This is a genomic window from Paenibacillus anaericanus (genome assembly GCF_003994475.1).
GTDB classification, from domain to species: Bacteria; Bacillota; Bacilli; order Paenibacillales; family Paenibacillaceae; genus Fontibacillus; species Fontibacillus anaericanus.
In genome coordinates this window covers 17497-41061 of the sequence record NZ_RZNY01000004.1, presented here as the reverse complement: position 1 = coordinate 41061, position 23565 = coordinate 17497, and the positions used below count along the sequence as shown (strand labels likewise).

The window sequence follows — 23565 nt, the reverse complement described above, 5'->3', positions numbered from 1 at the left end:
CGAAATGGCGGAAGGGACTTTTACTGTGAATTGGCAGTATTTCACTCCAGGTACAACAAATAAAATCCAGGAACCCTTATATAGGCTACCCTATGAAGGGCCACCCTCTCGAAGACAGGGTCGGTTGGTGTAAACACTACCTTCTTCGAGCCATTACGCAAAATTGAAAGCATTACCTTTTGATAATATGTTTCTTCTACCGATGAGTCTGGATGAGATAGTTCACAATATAGGAACGGATTTTCTTAAAGGAGCCTAATCTTCTTCGCCTTCGAGCTGATTGAAATTGCGCTAAGTAAAAGCACCGCTACAATGTAGGTAACTTTATGTCAAAATACCATAATGTAGGCAGATTAGTGCATTTTTTCGTGACATCAATTTGCCTACATAAAAATAAAAAGCCTGATTTTTCAGGCTTTAAAGATACTGCTTATGTAGGCACTTTTATGTCATTGGACAAGGGACAAGAACATAGTCCCTTCTAGGACAAGAACTTGATCCCTTAGCTGATTCTCCCTAAATCTAATATTTGCATATTTGCACGTTTTTTATTATCCATTATCATTTTTAATCTTAACATGTTCTTTATGCGATTATCCTGTATTTCAGAATATTTAAAAACAACCTTAAACTCCTCTTTTGTTTTTTGAGTAATCTCTATCCCAATATAATACTTTATTATTATCTTGCTGCAGTATCAGACTAGAAGATGATAAACAGTTATAAAAAAAGTTTAAGCTAAATTGATATGTCCATTGTTCTTGTATCCATTCTAGAATTTTTCTATTGACTCCCCCCTCTTTCATCATTAAAAATCCATCTAATATACTTCTTATCTCTAAGGACCTTTCTCCAGTTCATATAAGCATACGCAACAGGGCAAATCTCAGGAAACTCTTCATCTGTATTTACAGAATGCGGACCCTTAAGAGTAGGTTAGGTCAGTCTTTATGGAGTATATTGTGTAAACAAGCTTATGCGCGCTTTTTTATTGTTATACAACATATGGATTTGGTTTGAATGACAGACTCATTCTTTAAAATAGGGCGTAATCCCTCTTGAATATAGGTTCTCCACTAACTTGAAAAATTCTTCTGACGATAAATCCTTTTGACGCTGGAGCCAAAGATGAAATAAGGAAAGGGAAGTTGTCAGGTAGAACTCAATAAAGTATGGCGTTAAGGAATGGTTTTGCGGAACGTTTAATTCTAATTGATCCAAAGTGATTTCTTTTTTTAAGCGTTTTATAAAACGGGCACTTCCATAATCACCCAAAAGGGCATTAAGAACCAGGAGATGTTCTCTTTTGTCCAGACAATAGAGCGAATCTTGAACCGTATGCATCGATAGCTCTTTATTCGCCAATTCTTTTTTCATGTCATTCAATAAGTCATTTTCAACAGAGTCTAACAATTCGTAGATGTCAGTAAAGTATTGATAAAAGGTGCTGCGGTTATATCCTGACTTATTCGCAATTTCCTGAACCGAAATTTTCTCAATCGGCTTTTGGCTATATAACTCACAAAAAACCTCTACAAACTTTTGTCTTGTTTGCTCCGTTATTTGGGGTTGCTTTTTCATGTTTCCCTCCTACTCGAATAAGAATATCATCCGACAAATAATAAAAAAGTGATGGTTGATCAAGGAATAATAAAGATTTACAATCACATCATACAACATGTTGTTTGATAATAAAAAGGAAATGTTAATAAGTAGGGGTGGTTTCAATGTCAGCAAATAGAATTTTAATTTTTGGTGCAGGTGTCATCGGGAGCATGTACGCAATTAAGCTTATTGAAGCAGGGTTTGACGTTAGCCTGTTTGCACATTCAAATAGATTTAAATCATTAAGAGAAAATGGCCTGCAATATATGGAAAAAGGTACAGTTAGATCGATACAAGTGAATGTCATTGATACGCTCGAAAATGACGATGTATACGATTTTATTTTCGTTACCGTTCGTTATGATCGGTCCGAATCAGCGTTGTTAGCGCTAAAAGATAATCAAAGCAAAAATATAGTTACGATGACTAGTAATTCAATTGGATTTTCTTCGTGGCTGGATATCGTAGGGGATAGACTTTTACCAGCCTTTCCCGGCTTCGGCGGACAGATTAAAGATGGAGTATTGCATCCTCGATTTCTACCAAAGATTATAGCGGCAACTGCATTTGGAGAAATTAATGGTGTAGTGACAGAACGCATAGAAAAACTCGCAAACTTATTTAAAACAGCAAAGCTTCCCTACGTTATTAAAAAGGATATGCAAGCGTATCTAATCACACATTCCGTATCAGACATTGCCATGTTGAGCTTTTTGCATTCTGAGAATAAGATAATTGACAAAAAAACAGCCAGAACCAGAAAGACGGCACGTAAAATAACAGTCACTTTAAAAACGTATCTAAGGGCAATACAAAAAGCTGGCGTTTCAATTGATCCACCAATGCTTAAAATGGTGCTTAAATTTCCAAACTTATTATTGGATCTATTCTTTATGACATGGCTACGAACTAAAATGGTTAAGGATATGATGTTGCCGGATTATGCGAATAATGCTAACAATGAGATTATGCAGCTGAGTAATGATTTAATGAAATTGTTAAGTCAAAATGATATCAAATCGGAAATACATGTTCAGTAATTTTTTTGTTAAAATATTATAGTAATTTTTAATTTATTTTCATTAAATCAAAAAAGTTTAAGCTAAATTGGTATGTGTTGCTTAGTTTCGATAAGATAATACTCCATCTGTACCCGTTATTTATGTCGCATCCGGTCTCAGCGGCGCAGTCGTTGGACTTTTGATCTGCCAGGTATCCGACGCTTTTGGCATACAAACGGGTTTAATATGCTCTTTATCACGATTTTGTCGTACCCGGTGCTCCATCCTGTCCGATTCGCTGAAAAGCTAAAAACAGCATGTCTCTCTCATCAAGAGATATGCTGTTTCTATTTCCCATTATTTCCGATTCATCATTGACTCTGCTTTCGTCATCATACTAATCCTGTTTCTTATCTCCCACCTGAGAAAAATTAATTATCACTTACCCTACTTTGATCGATTGACACTGGCAGTACGCCCCCGGCTTCCAATTGGCCGAGAAGTACTTTGATCCCGGCGGTTGTATTGGGCTCCTGCTTTCCATAAACCGCAAGTCCTGAGCGCACGTTCTGCAAAAAGATCGTCTCATACGGGTTACCAAGCGATAAAAGCGCGTATCGCTTATTACGCTCGTTCATCTCTTGGATCAACGTTTGAACATCGGTCCATCCGAACTGACTGGCCACGTTACGGAACTGGTAAGTGGCCAGGATGACGTAATCCGCCTTATCAATAGCTTTAAGCGCCTCCGTCGTTTTTCCTTGACCGATAACAGAAAACTCCGTCTTAAGCGATAGATTGCTGGCGGCTTGCATCAGCTGTCTCTCAAGCTGCTTGGCCTGCTCCTGCTCAGCTGCGACAATAACAATCCGGTCACCTTGATGGATTTGATCCGGAAGGGCACCGTCGCGGCTGGCCAATAATGTGACCGCTCGTTCTGCAATTTTCCGTTCCACCGTGCGATGCGCCTCGGATCCGATGATATCGTTAAGTGCGCTCAACTTATGCGTAAGGCTTTCGCTGCGGTCAAACAAACCATATTTTGATTTAAGCTCTAATATTCGTTTCACCGAATTATGGATGGTTTCTTTCGGGATCGTCCCGCTCTTCACCGCGTTAACCAGCGTTTGATGAGCAGCTGCTGGATCTTGCGGCATAAGGATGATATCGACACCTGCGGAGACCGCACGTTCCACTGCTTTATTCTCCCCAAAATGCTCCGCTATCGCATTCATGGTGAAGGCATCAGAAATGATAACGCCTTTATAACCAAGCTCCCCCCGAAGCAGTCCGGTCAACACCTTTTTAGATAACGTGGCAGGGATCGGCACACTGCTTCCGTCCTTAAGCGACATAATGTGCTCGTTATCTACTGCGGTTAAAGCAATATGCGCGGTCATGATCATCTCCACCCCGTTCTCGATCGAGTCGCGAAACGGTTTCAGTTCGACCGCATCGAGTCGTTCGCGGTTATGTGTCAACACCGGCATTCCCAGATGGGAGTCTACAGTCGTGTCACCATGCCCTGGAAAATGTTTAACTGCCGCGATGACTCCAGATTGATGCAGCCCTTTTATTGTTGCGATCCCAAGCCGTGATACCAAGTCCGCATCTGAGCTAAACGAACGCATCCCGATGATCGGGTTGTCTGGATTGCTGTTAATGTCGAGCACCGGGGCAAAATTGACCTGCAGCCCGAGCGCCTTCAGCTCTTCCCCTGTCAGCCTTCCTGCCGCTTCGGCCAGCGCTGCGTCACCAGTTGCGCCAAGCGCCATTTGACCTGGCAGATTCGTCCCGCCGGGGATTCGCTTAACAACGCCTCCTTCTTGGTCGATGCCGAGAAACAGGGGAATGTCACCTGCTTCCATTTGCAGATTATGTGTGAGTGTTGTAACCTGCCGTACGTCTACAATATTTTTGTCAAACAGAATTAGTCCGCCCAAGTCCTGATCGTGGATGCTGCGTTTAATTCCTTCATTGACGGTCGTTGTCACTTGACCATTCCATTGCCTAATATCAGGCATGAGCATTTGGCCGATTTGCTCACTGACGGTCATATATGATATCAGCTTATCCCAATCGTGATCCTGAATAGCTGCTTCACGTTCAAATCGAATCACCCGGGTCATAAACACGGCAAACTCCGCTCGAGTGACAGGTCGATTCGGCCGATAGGTGCCATCCGTATATCCACCGATCAATCCGTTAGAGCTCATAATGAGAATTGGTGCTGCTGCCCAATGATTCTCCGTATCTTTCAAACTTGCTGGTTGCTTCCCTGTTACAAGTGAATATGCGCGTGTAAGGAAGGCAGCCGTCTCTGCTCGGCTCATCGCTGTATCCGGATGAAAGGTGCCGTCAGGAAATCCGCTGGCCAGCCCATTTTTTTCCGCAATGGCGATTTCACGATAAAAAGGATGTGTTGTTGGAACATCTGAAAAATTTGTTCCTTCCGTTGCAACTTGCAACTGTTGAGGATAAAGCTCTCGCACCATGAAAGTTACGGCTTGCGCTCTTGTTACATGCCTCTCGGGCATAAACTTCCCATTGCCATATCCGGCAACTGTTCCCCTTTTAGCCATATAGTTAATGCTGTCTTTTGCCCACTTCGCATGCTGCAGATCGGTAAACCGTTCTTCCGCAGCCGCACTTCCTGCCCAAACGAGCATTGAACCGATAACGGCACCGAATATCGTCATCATTTTTAAATTCATCTGTTCCACCTCTCTAGCTGTTATATGCATGATGAATAGACGCTTCCGATGTCCCATTTGTTGCTTAATCCTAATTTAGCCATCAGCACCATCCCCTTCGGGTTCCCCATATAATAAATCTAACTTATAGAGAGGACATGTAATTGTGAAGTGTCCTTCTTTCGTTTAAATAAATTATAAAAGAACTTTAAGCGAGAGTACTATTGTATTAACAAAGTTAGATTTACCCAAATCAAAGGAGAGGGTTTGTGGTGGAGATTAAATCCAGTTATGCAGGTATAGGAGATAACGCTGTGTTCTTTCCATATATTGATTGGAATATACGTTTTTTTGGTGCACACATTCAAACGGTTGCGCCTGATTTGTGTATACCTAGGGAATCTCACCATGGATTTGAGATCCTAGTTATATTAGATGGTGAACAAGAAACAACAATTCAAAATAACCGATATATAGTAAGGAAGGACGATATTCTGCTCATTCCTCCTGGATTTGAACATGCAAGCAGATGTATTTCTCCAGATTCTATGACTTATTTTTGTGCTCATTTTGATATAGATGAACCTTCGTTACGAATGAAAATAATGAAAATTGCAACTGGATTTACCAACCTTCCAGTCTTTTTCACAACAGAATAAGAAGTTGATGCGCCAAATCATAATTCTGAGGATAAAACAAATCAGTCCATCAAGAACCTTGCTCATTTCAGTAGGCAATTTAAAAGGTGGACAGGGTTAAATCCATCAGAATATCGAGAAAACGAGAACAGAAAATGACGTGTTATTGGATAGGGAAAGGCCCTTGCTACTTCCTATAGAACAACCATCTGTTCCGTTAAATGGATTACCGCACAGGTACAATTGATTCCCATATACTTAGAATCCAGCACTTATTAGTGCAGACGAAAACAGGCTATCACTTAAAGGCAGCAGCCTTTTCAGTGATAACCTGTTTTTTAAAAAACTAATCTCACATATTTCGGTTGTCTTCATATCTATAAAATCAGTTCTTACATTCGGTTCAAACTCAATTTGACCATAATTTTAATATAAATATACTAGCAAATTTATCACATGAAATGCTGTTCCATATCGTCATTCGTACTAGCGTGCGTTTAATCATACCGGGGACTGCTCTCTTTTTATTTGACGGATTTGATGTATTGATTCACTTGCTGCTCCAATATCGGAAATGGCATATTACCGTTTCGAAGAAGAACGGAATGAAATGCCTTGATATCGAAGCGATCCCCGAGTTCGCTTCCCGCCTTCTCTCGAAGGGATTGGAATTGCTCCGATCCGATCGCATAGTTTTCGTTTAGTCCTGGATAGGCAATGACACTGTCGATCAAAGCATCGTTCCCCGTTCCAATGGCACTCACCAGATACTCATTAGCTTGTTCTCTTGTCCACTTCAGCCCATGGATACCCGTATCTATCACGGTACCTAAGGAATTGCCCAGCAAACGGATTAGTACCGTGTTCCGATCAAGCAAGCCCTTCTCCGCACATAAGCTTTCCATATAGACCGCCCATCCCTCTACGTATCCAGACGTCATCATTATTTTGCGGATTAATGGAATGGTTGGTTGATCATATTGAATCGAAAATTGAAAGTGATGCCCTGGAATACCCTCATGCAACGCAAGCATTTTAACCATTTCTTCGGAGGTCGGGATTTCGAGCGGAATGACAAATCTCCCGCTCCTATCACCATCTATTGATAAGGGGATATACATTCCACCTGCCGATGCGAAAAGAGCCGAATACGCTCGCACGTCTACTGGATGGTCCGGGATAAGTTCCTCTTCAAACCAATCGGACAAATAGGGCGTGGCATCCGACAGACTGCTATTTAACGCTTGCAGCAATTCATCTCCGGTTAGGAATCTGGCTGCAGATGTAGTCTGTGCTTGACCCGAAGCCCCGCTTCTTAGCTCCTTCACGATCTCTTCTACCTTGCGTTTAGCGATCTCGTGCATTTCCTGAGGACTGAGGTCCGTACCCGTAGTAAGTTTGAGGCTTGCAGAATAATACTCGCTGCCGCCCGGCTGACTCCAGATTCCTTGGCTCACGGATGCTTGCTTCATAAGATCGTTCTTGATCACATCGGAAAGTTTGCCGTAAGAAGCCAGTACATGATCGGTTAGGGTTTGCACTAACGCTTTTTTTAGCTTCTCCTCTTCGGAGGGATCGAGTTTTAACTCGGTTAATTTCTCTGCATATAAACTGTACAGAATCGTTTCTTCCGGTTTCGTATTTCGCAAATTGCTGTAACTCGTAAGCATTTCCTTCAGAAATTCAGAAGCAGGGACAATACCTTTCTCCCGTCTGTCTTGAATTCTATCTATGACATGCGCGACTTTATCCGAAAACCCGTTCAGCGCAACGATATAATTCTTTGCATCTGCTTGGTTGCGAATCGGATAGTTGTTCGCGAAATACGGCGGAAAAATGGATAGGGAAAGGTAGTCATTCGTGTTCAGATCCCAATATTTATATACTTGCTGCGCCGCGCTTAGGTTCCATTTGAGAATATCGTAGGTGAGTTTGTCTTCCGGGGAAAGCTTGGCAGCATCATAGTCATTCAATTTTTTAAGAAAACCATTTCTCTCTTCGTTTAATTGTTCGTAATCGGTATCCGACAGGTCCGTGAGCTTAGTGGGATCCCACCCTAGACCATTCACTTCTTCCACACCATATTTAAGCTGCAACTCGGGGTCCTCATTCAGGGTGGTAACCGCCATCTTCTGAATCAATGCGTCGAAACTCTCTGACTGATGTTGGGTCTGCCATAACAAACCGCCTGCAATCAGCAATACGAGAAGTCCCACTGCCAATAAAATAGTCAATCTGGTGTTCTTAAACATCTGTCTTACAAGGTTCATGCATTAATCTCCCCTTTATAGAGTATAAGAAGAATATATAAGATGAACCTTTGATTTCCCTTTGAAAAACTACTCATTTATTCTGAGTATGTAACCCAAACCTCTTACGGTTTGGATATATTGATCGGCATGCCATGAAGACAGCTTCGTCTGAAGATAATGGACATAGAGCTCCACGATGTCAATTCCCGCTTCCGAATCGAGTCCCCAAATTCGGTTATAGATTTGCTCCTTCGTCAACCTTCAATACTATTTACCGCTTTACACCCACTGACCCGAGGTAAGGTTCACCGCAATTGATCGTCAACTTGTTTGCCCTTTAGCTTAATGAAAACGGCAGCCGATTGTCTGGTCGGCTGCCGCGGTATCCTATGAACTCTATTATTTAACTAATCACGGGAAAACGAATCATAACAGTCGTACCACACCCTACCCCGCTGCTAATGTGTACAGAACCTTGATGTTGATCGACGATCCAACGCGCGATCGATAGCCCTAGCCCCGCTCCATGATCCCCTCTATTTCTAGAGGAATCTCCCTTGTAAAAGCGATTAAATACGAGTGGCAATTCGTGTTCCGAAATACCCACTCCGTTATCCTTGACGGTTACGAGAACTGATTTCCCTTGCCTAAGACACTCAAGATCGATTTGCCCATCTGCCTGCGTAAATTTAATAGCATTGTCCAACAAAATCATGAACAACTGTATGAGACGATCCTCATCTCCATTCATGAGAAATTCCGAGCCTTCGACATGAAGCTGTAACCGCAACTGCTTGTAATCCATTATCGGCTCTATATTTTTTGCAATCTCTTTAATGATCCCGTCAACTCGCACAGGTTTGCATGAGATGACTTCCTCATGAGAATCGCCTCTTGCCAAAAGAAGCATCCCGTCTACCATGTTGCTCATTCTTTTGGTTTCTTTTAGAATGGCTGATATTGGAGCGCTTTCTTCCTCGATCGTATGATCGGGATGGCGTAACAATATTTGCGTTTGCCCTCGGACGACCGAAAGCGGACTCCTCAACTCGTGAGAGGCATCTGCAACGAATTGCTGCTGCTTGTCCCAAGCCTTCTGAATCGGAATGAGTGCCCTTCTAGCCAATGCGTAACCTGCGATGATAGATAATAACGCGCCGATACCAATTCCGATACTAATACTCCATAATAACCGATTCAAATAATACGCCTCGGCAGAAATTTCCGTAAATATCTGAACTGTTTTCAACGGCTTGTTAGACAGCTCCTCGACTACTGGCAAATTGCCCTGATAGGGTCTGCTCACGAATCGATAGGTTTTCTTATCCACGCGTATTGACTCGGGTCCCATGTGGTTTTGTTTTTCCCGAAGCATCGAACTCAAATCGATAAATTGCCATTTATATATAAAGCTTTGAAGTAAGGTATCGTTGGAATCCCAATAAAATATCATCATGAAACGTTCCGGTTCCTTCGAATCAATGTATATGACTTGCTCCCCGTTACTTAGAGAAAATTGTTGCATGTGGTCAATATTAAACACCAGCTGACGGTCAATGTCGGAATAGATCCGATAACGCGCCATCCCGTATAACGCTCCCCCCAGTATGATAAACAAGCAAAATACGACCGTACTGTTCCATATCGTCATTCGTACTAGCGTGCGTTTAATCATATCGGGATCTGCTCTCCTTTTATTTGACGGACTTGATATATTGATTCACTTTTCGGGGTCCTCATTCAGGCTGGCAACCGCCATCTTTTGAATCATGGTGCCGAAATCCTTTGATTTCCCTTTGAAAACTACTCGTTTATTCTGAGTATGTAGCCCAAACCTCTTACGGTTTGGATATATTGATCGGCATGACATGAAGACAGCTTCTTCCGAAGATAATGGACATAGAGCTCAACGATGCCAATTCCAGCTTCCGAATCGAGTCCCCAAATTCGGTTATAGATTTGCTCCTTCGTCACGATCTGCTCTTTATTCATGAGCAGGTACTCAAGCAGCTCATATTCCTTTTCTGTTAAAGTCAGCTCTTCTCCTGTGACCGTTATTGTTCGATTTCTAACTTGAATAGCAATCGGGCCGTAGCTAATCTGCTCTTCTTGATTAACATTGCCATAACGGCGCAGCAGTACTTTAACTCTGACGATCAGCTCTGGAATCTCAAATGGCTTCACCACATAATCGTCCGCTCCGATCGTTAACCCCTTTACCCTGTCGTTTAATCCGTCTTTTGCCGTAAGACAAAGAATCGGGGTATCAACTCTTTGCTTCCTCATCTCTTGGATGAACGTAAATCCATCAACCTTAGGCAGCATAATATCCAAAATAATTAAATCGAACTCGCCGTACAATGCGTGATGCAAGCCCTCTTCTCCGTTATGACACTCCGTAACCTTATGCCCTTCATCCTGCATAACTCTTGCAATTGTATACGATATCCCAATATCGTCCTCTACGATCAACAGATTCATAAGCTCCTCCATGGATGAACAAATATGGCATAGTGTAACATATTTTAATAGGTTTGTGAGTCCGCCGGGGTAATATCTCCATTTATCCTTACCGGTCTAGCAATTCTTTCATTGCTCGCTTGTTGACTCTCTGTTGAATTCAACGCATAAAAAATAACAGAGCAACGGCATCCCTTTCGCCGTGCTGGAGGAAGCCCATGTAAAGATTTAGCCATAGGCTTCTCTGAATTGGATGTACAGAAATATGAACTGCATATTAAAACCACATCAAAGGCTATTGAGGAAGCAAAACAACATGGTCGTTAAGGTATGGCTGAGAAGAATGAGAAAAATCTACTGCGTTATCAGTGGATTCTAACTAACCTTCAAGAAGGCAATATCATTTTCGGTAGACAAGACCGTATAAAAAGAAAGGTGAGTGCTGGAAATGGCTAATTACGACCGTACAGCTCATCTGAAGAGAATCCATGCCCAACGGAAGGCGAATACCCTAGAGAAGGTAGATCAGGCGATTAAACGCCTCTTACGAGCCAACAAGAGCATCAATTTCAATAGCGTATCAGAAGAATCGGGTGTATCGAAAGCGAGTTTATATAACCATTCAGATATCCGCGAGAGGATCGAATCCTTACGCCGTCAACAATCACAAGCACCTACTCCAAAGCAAATAAAGCGTGAGATGAATGATGCGAATAAGGATATACTCATCGAAACGTTAAAACGCAAAATCAAAGCACTGGAGAACGAGAACAAAGAAATACGAGAAAAAATGAAAAAGGCTTATGCTCAGATTTACGAAAAATTTTAGTTGCACTTCATTGAGCTAACGGGCAGGAATGTTGGAGAATGGAAACGAATACATAATTCAGCTTCCCGAAATAGGTTGATTAACGTGATTTCAACATTCGAGTAATGGAAGCATCATTAAACTAAAAGGAGTAACTTTTACTATGAAGGATTTACAAAGTTTTGTTTCAGATTATACGACAGATAAGAAACATTTACATCTTGTTATCGGGATTATTAGGGAGGGAGATATTGAATACTTTTCGTTTTGTAATAATAAAAAGAAAAGTATGATCCCTCCTGAAAATATGTTGTTTGAAATCGGCTCCATAACCAAAGTATTTACATCAATACTTTTATTAGAAATGGAACGGGAAAAACTGGTTTCCTCGGATGACATTGTCGGTAAGTACGTGCAAAACGTTGAAAACGAATATTTGAATAAGATTACCTTGAAAAGTCTTGCTACTCATACCTCAGGATTACCTATATTGGCAACAAATCACGTTTTGTCTAAAAATAGATCGAATCCTTATTCAACTTATACCGAGGAAGATTTAACTGCTTTTTTAGCTAATGCTGATTACACTGATAGCATTGGTTCGTTTGAATATTCCAATATCGGTGTGGGCTTACTGGGAAATATTCTATATAAGGTGTCAGGAAGTAAGTATGACGAACTGTTAAAAAAATATATAACGAGTCCATTAAAGATGAATGAGACAGCCGTTATGCTTGATTCAGAACAAAATGACAGGTTTTTGAATGGACATGCTTCAACTGGGAAAAGAGTCCCTCATTGGGATCTTTCTATACTTGAAGGAGCTGGGGGGATTAAGTCATCTGTTAGCGATTTGAGTCTATTTGTCCAAGCCAATCTAAATGATGATAATCCGATAGCCTCTACACTACAAAAAAGTCATCTCCCTATATGGATCGGAAATTCAAACCGTTATTTTGGCTGGGGTGAGGATAAACTTCTAGATAAATGTATCCTCTGGCATAACGGGGGCACTTCTGGCTTTAATAGTTATCTAGCTTTGAATAAGGAACTTAGTGTAGGAATTGTATTACTATCAAATTATTCTTTTTTCTCAAATTCTCTTATGGATTATTATTTTGCTCAATTAATAAAATTGATTACTAAAAAAGAACCTTCTCAAGGAACTATGATAGACTCTATAGGTAAAAAAATATTTGAAGCAATTTTATGTAGAGAAAAGTCATTAAGCTAACGGGACACGATAGTTAAACATAAAGGGTTCCACATATTAGTCATGCATAATATGTAGAACCCTTTATTTTATTTGATTTCCTTAAGTTTAGGTCTTGATATTTTTCAGTCTAGTACTTTATTTTCTTCTAACACCCGCAACTCACCTGTGTTAACATGTATACTTTTATACCAGGCAAATACAATACCAGCTAGAAGTGAGTGCCCGAGCACTCCCAATACTTCCGAAATCAGTTCTCTGGATCATGTACTTTAGTCCACCCATCTGTGTTTTAAATCGATCTAAAATTTCCGTTTATGATACGGAAGCCCCTCGCCTTCTTCGCAATACTGTTTAAGACTGTACAAAAAAATAGCCCAGTTATAATTACATAAGCGATAAAATGCAGTTACTTCCTCCCAATTCATCTGACGAAAAATGATTGAAGTCTTCCCTCCTTTTTCCTCCATATCAAAAGAAATTGTCGTACCGATCCATTCTGGATCTGAATCAACACACTGCCACAAAATCTTTTTGTCGGTAACAAGCTCATCAATTCGCATCTTTGTTAAGCCTTTGCCGCCGAATCGGAACTCATTTATACAACCGATCTGATCATTGACTACTAGTTCATTTGTCCATATTTCCGAAAGTCCTTTTGCAGTGGATAATGCTTCATATACACTTGAAGCTGGAACATTCACGGTCTGTAAGTGCTCGATATTTGCCATATTGCTCAATCCCCTTTCGTTATAAAAATTTAATTTATGTAAATATTTGTATGCGAATAGTATACCATGGTTCGGCTTATGTGATTTCTTTTCAATTGCTCATTTTTGAAATAAGCGCAATAGGTCTGTTTCTCGAACTGAAAGATTCAACTCTGCTAGTCCGTATTATGGCGTAATAATTTGTCTGCCCACATTCACATCATCCACTTTCCATTGGTTATCTACATATTTATGGAATACATAACGATCAACGAGCTCGAGATTGATAGTGCCACTATCAAAGTAAGCAGATTGGTGCATTCTCGCCAATGTGGTGCTGCTGTAGATAATATCGGCTATATTTGTTAATACACCGTTATTTTTTATGCCGTTGCTGTGAATAATCTTGGTTCATACTAAAATGCAAAAGCCGTTCCGGGTCATGCCCGAAGCGGCTTTTGCAGTGTTTTTCATTTCATTAGTAATTATCACTCTATTGAATAATTAATCTAGTTAATCGATCTTAGATAACACCGTACCTATAGATTGATGCTATTTGCAATGGTATAGAGTCGAGCTTAATCTGTTAAGAACCTTGCAGATCCATTCGAATCGTCAGTTGATTTCTATGGTCAGGGAGCTTGTGAAATGTTCCCCCGGCTCCAAGGTAATAATTCCCTCTTTAGCTTGAAGCTCACCTTCGAAGACGTCTGTATCCGCCACTCCTTGCCAAGGCTCGATACAAATGAAGGGAGCGTTCAAAGGCTGCCAGATGCCGAGGTCTGGAAAACCCTTATAGGAGACAACTACGCTTTTGGCGGAGTGCTTGCTTCTAAGTGAAATCTGACGAGAGCTCACATTTCGGAAAATCAATGCGCCTTCGGAGAACATTTCATGAGATAACGGCAGGATTCTCTCTTGTTTCAGAACGGGCTCCGATTTCCCGCTGATCAGCAGGTTTTCCGAATTCAGGAACAACCTTTCAAGGTTTTCAGATTCAGCAAACTCTAGATAGTAATCGCTCAGGCTACCGTTGTCATCAAGTGGACAATTGAACGCCGGGTGGGTTCCGAGTTGGAAGAAGATATCCTGTTCATCGATATTTTCTACCCTGTAACTAAGTTCCAGTGTGCTTGCGTTCAGTTTATATGTAATATATAGGTTAAATTTGAAAGGATAGCTGGCCAGAGTTTTCTCATCATAAGAGAGGCGGTAAACCAACTGGGTGTCGCTTTCTTGGACCAGCGTAAATTCGCTGCGTCTGGCGAAGCCGTGATTGGCAATCTTATAGGCTTTGCCCTCCACCTTAATCTCTCCGTTCCGAGCCGCACCAATAATGGGAAACAGCACCGGAGAATGGCCTGTCCAATACATGGCGTCACCACTCCAAATGTACTCAGCTTCCGAATCCAACTTTCTAAAGCTGACCAGTTCCGCCCCTAGGGTATTAATCTCAGCTTCCGCCGAGCTGCTGCGCAAAATCTTATTCATTGTTGTATGCTCCTTTTGTACAATATAAGTTCAGTTTACTTTTGCATCCAGTATGGCTCGATTTCCTGTCAGTTTCCTGACAAACCGCTTTCCATCCTGTATACCATTCTTGACAACATTATAGCATACTCGTATTTCGTCATAATAAATCCCCTCCAAGTAGACTTTAATGTTCAATTCCCGTATGGAAAATTACAAACAAACACCTATACAATCAACTTACAAGAGCCAGCAGCTCCGCAAGAATATGTCTAAGTTTATACTCCGTTTGATCTGACTTAACGGTTTTTTCCAGCTTTGCACGGCTTCCGAAAATTCGATTTATAACCTGCTCCTGTTCATATGATTCTTTAGACAACAGCTCTTGAAGCAGTACATCTGCTAGCTCTACCCGATCGATTACGAAGTTTTTCACAGGTCTTCCATTCGTTCAAGCGTACCCTGTTACTATTAAGCTTGTCCGATAAACGCTGGATCAAAGGGTCAACGACTTCTTCTTCCTGTTTCATAAGATCAGGATGCATCAAGTGCCGAGAAAAGGAAAACTGTTCATCCTCACTCGGCAATACCGGAAGTTCGGGCATGATTTTGAATTTTATGAAATTGTGTAATGATTGCCGGAGTTGGTTCAGCTTCTCTTCGTTTACAAGCTGCTCGCAAATCGTTAAGTCTTCGTCCTCCATTTCAAAGGAAAGTACGATCTGGAACCGGTAATCAAAAAAACGAGGACCTAGTTTCTCTGATAAAAAGAGCTCCTCCACTCGCTTGCGTAATGCCGGATAAAGCTCAGTTCTAATTCGTTCATCCGTGAGCTCGGTAATATAAGGACCTGCTTCGATTGTATAAGAGCTGTCAATCCAATCAAGCGGTTCTTCAACATCTATATGTATTTCCCCCTCACGCCAAGCTACTTGGAGATAATTCTTTACTCCTGCTTGAAGCGAACGATGGCCTATGAACTCATTTCTATCATCATGACCACAAAAGTTATGACCTCCCTTTCCAACTTCGTGTATAAGCAAAATGAAACAGAACTTAGGCATCTCGTTTACGGTAAAATACAATAGCTACTGTAATAAAGATGATTGTCCATAACATTGAAATACCTGTCCCTTGCATGGGTGAAAGGACATTTATTTCATCAGAGGAAGGTGGCGTATACATATAATATCCTGCCGTATCCGGAAAATAATTTAAATAATTTTTAATACTAGGTAGATAAACTCTCGCCAATGGACTGACAATGAAATAATATCCAAGTAATACTACTAAAGCAGGAGTGGTTCGTCTTAATAAAGCTCCTATAGCTGCACTGAGAAGTGTGGTTAATGTTAGATAGCCTGTTGCACCTACTAATGTTTCTATCATTGTGTCTATTTCAATCACTACTGCTGTGTCTCTCATCATAATAAAAGTATATAGTACACCTGATGCAGTAATAATAAACGCCACAGGAATAGTTATAATTGCCAAGGCCAAATGCTTCGCAGATAATTGAAACCCACGCCAAGGTATCGTAGTTAAAGTAGTTCGAATCTGTCCACCCGTATACTCCGAACAAGTAGCTAAGATACCAAGAATAATGAACCCTGCTTGAGTATATCCCATAGATGCAAGTCCTATATTCAGAATACTTTGTGTTCCTGCTGCCCCTTGTAGACCAACAGAAGTAAAAGCTGCGGCTAAAGCTAAATTAAGAATGAATGTACCAATAAGAGTGAGCCATATCAATGGTAATGTAACTAATTTGTCCAGTTCAGCACCAAGGATTTGTGATATCTTTCTACTAGATGAGACACTCATGATGCAACGTCTCTCCTATGGAATACAATAGCTGCAACAATGAAAATAACGACTACCCAGGCAAACATGACTAAACCGCCTGTGAACGGGGTGTGATATCTGTCGAATAAACTGCCTGTGAACGTGCCGCTCGTAAACATAAACATTTCAGCGCCAGCCCTATCTGGTAAGTAAAACGCCAACTTTGTAACCCTATAAAGCAGGACACTAAATGATACAACGGATGAATTTATTATGAGCACAGCAAGCGGGATAATGCCATTCTTAGTTAACAAAGTAATCCCAAGTGCTAAAAGAGCAGTGAATGTCCAGTAACAAACTGCACCGATAAGTCTAGACCATTCAAATGCAGGGGCATATTCACCAAGAATAAGATGCGTTGCTAACACAGTTGTCATAATAGCAACAATACACAGCAGTATGCTGATCACAGTCACAGCGCCTACTTTTGCCAGCAAAAAATGAAGCCTTGATGAAACAACAGTTAAACTTGTTGTAATCTGTTGTCCTCCACCAGATTCACTGCTCTCTGTCAAATACTCACTGCTAACAGCAAGCACACCAAGAATAATGACACCTTGCACACCAAGACCGAGTCCAATATAGCCAACTTCCGATAGCCGTGTGCTAACTCCAGCTATAATCTCCTCTTTTTGTGCTATACTGTCCAAGGCAGTAATGACCGCTGGGGCAAATGCCCCAATAAGAAAGGCAAGCCAAATGCCCGGCAGGGAGAACAATTTAGATAGTTCCGCGTTGAATGCTCTCATACAGCATCACCTGCATATTCAGATGTCAGGGCAAAATAGGCTTCCTCCAGCGTGGAATGGTTACCTATTACTTCTTCCAATGTTCCATCTGCAACGATTTTTCCTTGCTTAATTATCACCACATCATCAACAGTCTCTGCAAGCTCTCCCATTAGATGACTGGATAGTAACACCGTGTTTCCAGACTCAGCACGTTCACGTAAAAAAGTCCGAATGAAGCGAATTCCTTCTGGGTCGAGCCCGTTTACGGGTTCATCTAAAATCAATATTTTGGGATCACCAAGTAGCGCAGCTGCCATTCCAAGTCTTCTCCCCATACCAAGGGAATAACTCCCAACTCTTTTACCAGCTGCATTAGTAAGACCTACTATTTCCAGAACTTCCTCGACACGTGAGCGAGACAATCCTGCAGCACGAGCAATCCAACGCAAATGGGCCCGTCCTGTTCGCATACGATGAGCTCCAAATCCATCAAGTGCAGCACCTACTGTTGCTAGAGGATTATGTAATTCTGCGAATGGCTTTCCATTAATTAGTGCACTTCCTGAGGTGGCACGATCTAATCCAAGCAGGATACGAAGTGTAGAACTTTTACCTGCCCCATTTGGACCTAAAAAACCAGTTACTCTACCTGGTCTAGCTTTAAAACTGATACCTGATAAGATTTCCCCCGTTCCGCGATGTTTGACTAAGTTATTAATTGTAAGCAACCATAACACTTCCTTTCTGTTATGGCTCTAATTATAAAGTAGCAAAGTTACATCTCGGTTATCATGTTGTTTACTTCTGGGTTACCTTTAGGTTAAGCTCTACCAATAGCTACTCTTGTGCCATCTTCATTTGATGTAAAGTCAGCTTTCAGCTTCATTTTTTTCAACATATAATTTGAAGTCGATAAACCAATCCCCGCCCCACGCTCATAGGAAGAGTTATCCATACCTGGACCTCTGTCTGCAACAATGATCTGTTCTTTTTCTACATCAACCACAATGTTTGCATATTTTCCCTCTGCTGCGTGGCGAAGAATATTCTGAAATAAATTATCCAGAACCCGTGTCATCCATTTAGGATCTGCTTCCCAATAAAAAGTCTCCTCTGTCGGTAAATCAACATCGATCTGAATTTCTTTTTCTTCAAATACAGGATACCACGCAGCAACAGATGCTCTTACTAAACGTCCAATATCTGTTGAAGTGGGCACAAAAGGATGTTTCCCTGATGTAAGCAATGTATAGGAAAGTAAATCATCCATTAGATCTCCGACTCTAGTAATCGTATGGTTTATCTCTGTTAATGAGTTCTGTCCTTCTAAACTTATTGATTCTTTATTTAATCTGGTGACATGTCCTCTCAAAATGGTAAGTGGCGTCCGTAAATCGTGAGATAAATTCGCAATGAGTCGATGTCGTAATAATTCTTCTTCATATTCTCGCTTGCGACTGTCTTCAAGCTGCTGAATCATCCAATTAAAAGAACTTCCTAACTGGTCAATTTCATCCATTCGATCACTTTGAACAGATATTGGTTTAGGAAATGAATTATTATTAGCTGAAAATGACATAACTTCTTGTAAGCGGGTGAGACGTTTACGAAGTCTCAGGAAGAAAATCCAAGATGTTATAACAAATGCGACAATAATAAAACCAAACAAAAGTAGTACAATGTAAAATAGATTTAACGTATTCAGCTCTTCTCCATTGGTAGAAGACCCAATGAACGCAGAGAAGAAAATAAGCACAATTAGAGGAAAAAAGATAAATAGAAAATGTCCTTTTAGAAAACGACGAAATAATGATTTAGTCTGTTTCATAGTTTCACCCGATAGCCTATTCCCTTCAAAGTTTCAATAATCTCTGGGGAATCTGGATAACGTTCCAACTTTTGACGCAATCGATGGATATGCACCATTAATGTTTTATCGCCAGTGATATACGCTTCTTCCCAAATTGCTTCATATATTTGTTCTTTTGGTAAAACTTGATTAGGATGGCGTAAGAAGTACATTAAAATGTGATGTTGTTTCCCTGTCAATATAATTTCTTCTCCTGTGCGCTTGTCAAATACAATTTGGACTTCTGGATCTACTTCAATATGATTTCCTAATGAAATGCGTTCGGTATGTATTCCACCATTTCGACGAATTAATACTTCTAATCTTGCAACTAATTCATCCGTATGGAATGGTTTCGTTAAGTAGTCATCAGCAAATTGTAAACCATCTACTTTATCATCTATCGATGTCCGAGCAGATAACAGCAAAATAGGAACAGTAGGAGCTACCTTTTTTAATCGTTTTCCCACAGTAAATCCGTCTAAACCGGGTAACATGATATCCAAAATAACGATTTCATGACGATTTACTTCTTTTTCGGCTCCTTCACCAGAAAGCAGCCACTGAACAGAAAATCCTCGCTGTTCCAATTCTTCTTTTAGAAGGCTGCCTATTTTTTCATTATCTTCAATATATAATACGTTTCTTTTCAAGTAACATCCTTCTCTCTAAATTGAGTTCACTATTAGACAGATTAACACAATCTAAAAAATGATTTCCAGTTAAGATAATTTTATCGATCGTTAATAGAGTTTCATAAAAAAGAGGCCCGTCTAACTGATTGGCTCTTTCTTTCAAAATTCGGGGGGGATATTTAAACTAAGTCCTCATTATATTTACGGGAAGTATGTTATACGGGTTCATACGTTAATAAGTACTATTTCTAAACTTTGAGTAGAATGACCGTCGTGAACTCAAAGGTAATGACTAATCTCACCGTATCGGTGTATTGCTAAAACTTTTAGTTAGTTGAACAAAGAACTCCCGCTCGGCAGCCCTTTCATTAATGAGCTATAGTGCCCAGTTAGTTTAGGTACAATCTGGCGGGCTACAAATAAACAGCAACAATTGTCGAGAAAGATGAATGATCGAGGTATACTCATACATGGATAGTTCATTGGGATTTACACATAATATAGGGGAACTCAATAAGGAGGAACTTCTATGAAGATGTCAGGAGAGCGGCTATGGATTACCGCATTAGGCGGTGTTAATGAAATTGGTAAGAACATGTACCTCTTGCAATACGCTGATGATATTATTGTCATTGATTGCGGCTCTAAATTTCCCGACGAGAGCTTGCTGGGAATTGATTTAATTATTCCCGATGTTACTTATTTATTGAACAATATAGATAAAGTACGAGCATTAGTGGTCACTCATGGACACGAAGACCACATAGGAGGAATTCCTTACCTTCTTAAACAGTTAAATATTCCAATCTATGCGTCCCGTTTGACGCTAGGTTTAATCGAAAATAAACTGAAGGAGCACGGAATTTTACGGCAGACCAGCCTTCATTGCATTAATGCAGAATCCACACTTAAATTTGGTTCCATTACCACTACCTTCTTCAATACAAATCATAGCATCCCGGATTGCCTAGGAATCGCATTCGATACGCCTGAAGGAACCGTTGTGCATACAGGAGATTTCAAGTTTGATATGACACCGGTCAACAGGCAATATCCTGATATACATAAAATGGCCGACCTTGGTAAGAACGGTGTAAAGTTTCTTCTCTCAGAGAGTACGAATGCCGAACGCCCAGGCTTTACCCCTTCCGAAAGGCTTGTAGGAGCCCATATTGAAGAAGCTTTCCATAAAGCCGAACAAAGAATATTTGTCTCAACCTTTGCCTCAAACGTACATCGCTTACAACAAATTGTTGATGCTGCCAGTCTTACCGACCGTAAACTTACCCTGCTTGGCAGAAGTATGGTTAACGTTGTAAGAATAGCTGAAGAATTAGGTTATTTAAACATTCCCGAAGGAATGTTGATTGAGCCGGCAGATGCTGCCAAACTAGCTCCGGAAAAGCTGGCTGTGCTATGCACAGGAAGTCAAGGCGAGCCGATGGCTGCATTATCCCGCTTAGCAAACTCAAGTCATAGATTAATGGAAATACAAGCCGGGGACACGGTCCTTCTCGCAGCTAATCCGATTCCGGGGAATGAACGTAACGTCGCCCGGATCATAGACAATCTCTACATCCTAGGTGTACGAGTTATCTATGGTTCCCGCAGCGAACTGCATGTCTCTGGACATGGTAGCCAAGAGGAATTAAAGCTAATGCTGACCTTAATGAAACCCGAATATTTCATTCCAATTCATGGAGAATACCGAATGCTCCATCACCACAGTTTGTTGGCCGAAGACGTAGGGGTTAAAAGCGATAACATATTCATTTTAAAAAATGGGGACATTGTCGAATCGAGTTCAGGCGTTGTTCGCCAATCGGGGCGAATAGCGGCGGGACAGATTTTGGTTGATGGTCTAGGCATTGGCGATATTGGCAATGTTGTGTTACGTGATCGGCGCCAGCTGTCAGCAGACGGTATTCTCATCACAGTTATTTCACTAAGCCAAGCGGATGGTCGAATTCTGAACGAGCCAGACACGATTTCTAGGGGCTTCGTTTATGTCCGGAATTCAGATACGCTGATGGTAGAGATTAATCAGCTTGTAGCAACGACCCTTCAAGGGATGAGCAAGGCTGATCTGGGCCAATGGAATATTATCAAGCAAATCATCAAGGACACCCTAGGAAAGTTCCTGTACGATAGAACAAAGCGTCGGCCGATGATTCTTCCAATCATCATTGAAGTTTAAGTGACCGTTACCGTTGATCACACACTAACGAAGATACTGGATTCGCTTATTGATTAATCCAAATGAATATGTCCTGAATAGTCTGTCAGAATACTGAAAAAGGTCCTCGAGGAATCACCTCATGGACCTTTTTTTGTCTAGCGGTAAGTCAAGGATGTATTGAAATGATATCATCTACGGTATTGAAAATTGCCTAACACTCACGGTTGCGATACAAGGAAAAGAGGGAGCGTTTTGGAATAACAATCTGAAGCTCCGCACGATCTGCTCTTAAATATGAAGATCAGTTCTTGTCTTTTGATTTGGACAAGAACATGTATTGGATATTCTTGGCCTCAAACAGCATAAAGTTTATTGGGCTAGATTGATTAAAAAATCGACTTAATATCGTAGTAAAATCGTTGAAGAATTGATCAGGTAGCTTGTACCAATCGTCACTACGCGTTAGCAATTTTGATCTTAATTGATAGAACGGCTCTAAATTGGTTCCTTCATAGTCAGTCATATATCCTGATCGACTTAATAACAGTTGCTGACCTAACAACAATTCATTAGATTCGGAGCTAGCACGAGCATAGTCTTCACCGCACACATACTTAATAAATTCCCATGCTGCATCTTGATTGACTGATGCTACATTAATGGCGAATATCTTACAGATGACAAGATTGACTCAGCAGCTTGACAAGAATAGCAAGGGTTGCCTTCGTTTAGGTAATATATTAGAATTATTTTTACGTGTCTTAAAAAAACATAGAATGGAATGAAAATAGCATGGAGATTTATCTGAAATTCTTACTGATCGGTCTTGCCATTGCCCTGCCGGTCGGAGCAATAACGGTCGAAATGACCAAACAAGGCCTGAAAAACGGCTTCCTTCACGGATGGGCTGTTGGGTTAGGCGGAATGACGATCGACTTTGCGTTAATTATCTTTATGGTTTTAGGGTTTGCTTCCATCCTCTCTCTTCCTTTGATTCAGATTCCACTTTGGATCATAGGCGCAGGGTTTCTTGCTTATCTGGGTTACGATTCTATTAAAAACGCGGACAAGGACATTACACCGGCAGACGAAAAAACAAAGAAATCGTTCTGGAGCACATATCGGAATGGCTTGCTAGTGGCCGTATCGCCCGGTAACCTAGTCTTCTGGGTATCTGTTTTTGGCGCGGTTCTTTCCGAGTCGTATACCTCTTCCAACAAAGGGAGTTTCGCTATTGCAGCGATTGGCGTTTTAAGCGGCATTCTTATCCATGATGTTGGCTTGTTATCCATCGTTTCCGTCACACGAAAGGTCATGAGTCGTAAAATGATTCGGGGCGTCTCCGTCTTTGCTGGTATTCTGCTTATCGGATTTTCGATTTATTTCGTCTATGAGTTCATTTTGGCGTTGTGGCAGTATATTTCATGATTGTGGGCCATAATGGCCACAGCAAATAAATTGGAAATATGAAGACGA

The 23565-nt window shown here is 41.0% G+C and carries 22 protein-coding genes and 1 pseudogene; 7 read left to right on the top strand and 16 right to left on the bottom strand.

Features of this window, described 5'->3' with window-relative positions; genetic code table 11:
* Positions 1 to 1029: 1029 nt before the first annotated feature.
* Complete coding sequence (locus tag EJP82_RS06425) at positions 1030 to 1581, bottom strand: TetR/AcrR family transcriptional regulator (protein WP_127191221.1); 552 nt, start codon at positions 1579 to 1581, stop codon at positions 1030 to 1032.
* A gap of 146 nt (positions 1582 to 1727) precedes the next feature.
* On the opposite strand from EJP82_RS06425, the gene EJP82_RS06420 reads away from it, so the two are divergent.
* On the top strand, positions 1728 to 2645 hold the full coding sequence (locus tag EJP82_RS06420; RefSeq protein WP_127191220.1) for a ketopantoate reductase family protein: 918 nt from the start codon (positions 1728 to 1730) through the stop codon (positions 2643 to 2645).
* 392 nt (positions 2646 to 3037) lie between these two features.
* On the opposite strand, the gene EJP82_RS06415 is transcribed toward EJP82_RS06420, so the two are convergent.
* Positions 3038 to 5377 (bottom strand): glycoside hydrolase family 3 N-terminal domain-containing protein, encoded by a 2340-nt coding sequence (locus tag EJP82_RS06415; protein WP_127191219.1) that lies wholly within the window; start codon positions 5375 to 5377, stop codon positions 3038 to 3040.
* A gap of 194 nt (positions 5378 to 5571) precedes the next feature.
* On the opposite strand from EJP82_RS06415, the gene EJP82_RS06410 reads away from it, so the two are divergent.
* Positions 5572 to 5958: a cupin domain-containing protein gene (locus tag EJP82_RS06410; RefSeq protein ID WP_170220136.1), complete on the top strand. Its 387-nt coding sequence runs from the start codon at positions 5572 to 5574 to the stop codon at positions 5956 to 5958.
* Between the two features lie 503 nt (positions 5959 to 6461).
* Here the strand turns inward: EJP82_RS06410 and EJP82_RS06405 are convergent.
* From EJP82_RS06405 to EJP82_RS06390, 4 genes are all read right to left on the bottom strand, one after another.
* The gene (locus EJP82_RS06405) at positions 6462 to 8207 is read right to left on the bottom strand and encodes a DUF885 domain-containing protein (protein WP_127191217.1); all 1746 of its coding nucleotides are present in this window, start codon (positions 8205 to 8207) and stop codon (positions 6462 to 6464) included.
* A 69-nt stretch (positions 8208 to 8276) separates the two neighbouring features.
* Positions 8277 to 8447 (bottom strand): winged helix-turn-helix domain-containing protein, encoded by a 171-nt coding sequence (locus EJP82_RS06400; RefSeq protein ID WP_127191216.1) that lies wholly within the window; start codon positions 8445 to 8447, stop codon positions 8277 to 8279.
* Between the two features lie 145 nt (positions 8448 to 8592).
* Positions 8593 to 9864: a sensor histidine kinase gene (locus EJP82_RS06395; protein WP_127191215.1), complete on the bottom strand. Its 1272-nt coding sequence runs from the start codon at positions 9862 to 9864 to the stop codon at positions 8593 to 8595.
* A 128-nt stretch (positions 9865 to 9992) separates the two neighbouring features.
* The gene (locus tag EJP82_RS06390; RefSeq protein ID WP_127191214.1) at positions 9993 to 10670 is read right to left on the bottom strand and encodes a response regulator transcription factor; all 678 of its coding nucleotides are present in this window, start codon (positions 10668 to 10670) and stop codon (positions 9993 to 9995) included.
* 189 nt (positions 10671 to 10859) lie between these two features.
* Between EJP82_RS06390 and EJP82_RS28305 the strand changes: the two are divergent.
* From EJP82_RS28305 to EJP82_RS06375, 3 genes and pseudogenes are all read left to right on the top strand, one after another.
* A pseudogene (locus EJP82_RS28305) lies at positions 10860 to 11105 on the top strand (transposase); the annotation flags it as partial.
* On the top strand, positions 11098 to 11478 hold the full coding sequence (locus EJP82_RS06380) for a DUF6262 family protein (protein WP_127191213.1): 381 nt from the start codon (positions 11098 to 11100) through the stop codon (positions 11476 to 11478). The pseudogene EJP82_RS28305 and the gene EJP82_RS06380, both read left to right, overlap by 8 nt.
* A gap of 142 nt (positions 11479 to 11620) precedes the next feature.
* Positions 11621 to 12691: a serine hydrolase domain-containing protein gene (locus EJP82_RS06375; RefSeq protein WP_127191212.1), complete on the top strand. Its 1071-nt coding sequence runs from the start codon at positions 11621 to 11623 to the stop codon at positions 12689 to 12691.
* 281 nt (positions 12692 to 12972) lie between these two features.
* Here the strand turns inward: EJP82_RS06375 and EJP82_RS06370 are convergent, their stop codons facing one another.
* The 9 genes from EJP82_RS06370 to EJP82_RS06330 form a co-directional block, all read right to left on the bottom strand.
* Positions 12973 to 13401, bottom strand: a complete 429-nt coding sequence (locus EJP82_RS06370; protein ID WP_127191211.1) for an SRPBCC family protein — start codon at positions 13399 to 13401, stop codon at positions 12973 to 12975.
* A gap of 594 nt (positions 13402 to 13995) precedes the next feature.
* On the bottom strand, positions 13996 to 14871 hold the full coding sequence (locus EJP82_RS06360) for an aldose 1-epimerase family protein (protein WP_127191210.1): 876 nt from the start codon (positions 14869 to 14871) through the stop codon (positions 13996 to 13998).
* 214 nt (positions 14872 to 15085) lie between these two features.
* Positions 15086 to 15286, bottom strand: coding sequence for a DUF6138 family protein (locus tag EJP82_RS28795; RefSeq protein WP_341189652.1), 201 nt, complete (start codon positions 15284 to 15286; stop codon positions 15086 to 15088).
* Positions 15222 to 15893: a DUF6138 family protein gene (locus EJP82_RS06355; RefSeq protein WP_127191209.1), complete on the bottom strand. Its 672-nt coding sequence runs from the start codon at positions 15891 to 15893 to the stop codon at positions 15222 to 15224. Before EJP82_RS06355 ends, EJP82_RS28795 begins: the two co-directional genes overlap by 65 nt.
* 13 nt (positions 15894 to 15906) lie before the next feature.
* Entirely contained in the window at positions 15907 to 16674 is a 768-nt protein-coding gene (locus EJP82_RS06350) for an ABC transporter permease (RefSeq protein WP_127191208.1), read from the bottom strand.
* On the bottom strand, positions 16671 to 17444 hold the full coding sequence (locus tag EJP82_RS06345) for an ABC transporter permease (protein ID WP_127191207.1): 774 nt from the start codon (positions 17442 to 17444) through the stop codon (positions 16671 to 16673). The genes EJP82_RS06350 and EJP82_RS06345 overlap by 4 nt, the downstream gene beginning before the upstream one ends.
* Entirely contained in the window at positions 17441 to 18163 is a 723-nt protein-coding gene (locus tag EJP82_RS06340; RefSeq protein ID WP_425464325.1) for an ABC transporter ATP-binding protein, read from the bottom strand. Before EJP82_RS06340 ends, EJP82_RS06345 begins: the two co-directional genes overlap by 4 nt.
* Before the next feature lie 83 nt (positions 18164 to 18246).
* Positions 18247 to 19254 (bottom strand): sensor histidine kinase, encoded by a 1008-nt coding sequence (locus EJP82_RS06335; protein WP_127191205.1) that lies wholly within the window; start codon positions 19252 to 19254, stop codon positions 18247 to 18249.
* Positions 19251 to 19928, bottom strand: a complete 678-nt coding sequence (locus EJP82_RS06330) for a response regulator transcription factor (protein ID WP_127191204.1) — start codon at positions 19926 to 19928, stop codon at positions 19251 to 19253. Before EJP82_RS06330 ends, EJP82_RS06335 begins: the two co-directional genes overlap by 4 nt.
* A gap of 511 nt (positions 19929 to 20439) precedes the next feature.
* On the opposite strand from EJP82_RS06330, the gene EJP82_RS06325 reads away from it, so the two are divergent.
* Positions 20440 to 22107: a ribonuclease J gene (locus EJP82_RS06325; protein WP_211350049.1), complete on the top strand. Its 1668-nt coding sequence runs from the start codon at positions 20440 to 20442 to the stop codon at positions 22105 to 22107.
* Positions 22108 to 22390: 283 nt separating this feature from the next.
* Here EJP82_RS06325 and EJP82_RS06320 read toward each other — a convergent pair whose 3' ends face one another.
* Positions 22391 to 22699 carry a hypothetical protein gene (locus EJP82_RS06320; protein WP_127191203.1) on the bottom strand — a complete coding sequence of 103 codons (309 nt, stop codon included), beginning with the start codon at positions 22697 to 22699 and terminating at the stop codon, positions 22391 to 22393.
* Between the two features lie 182 nt (positions 22700 to 22881).
* Between EJP82_RS06320 and EJP82_RS06315 the strand changes: the two genes are divergently transcribed.
* Positions 22882 to 23517 (top strand): LysE family translocator, encoded by a 636-nt coding sequence (locus tag EJP82_RS06315; protein ID WP_127191202.1) that lies wholly within the window; start codon positions 22882 to 22884, stop codon positions 23515 to 23517.
* Positions 23518 to 23565 lie beyond the last annotated feature (48 nt).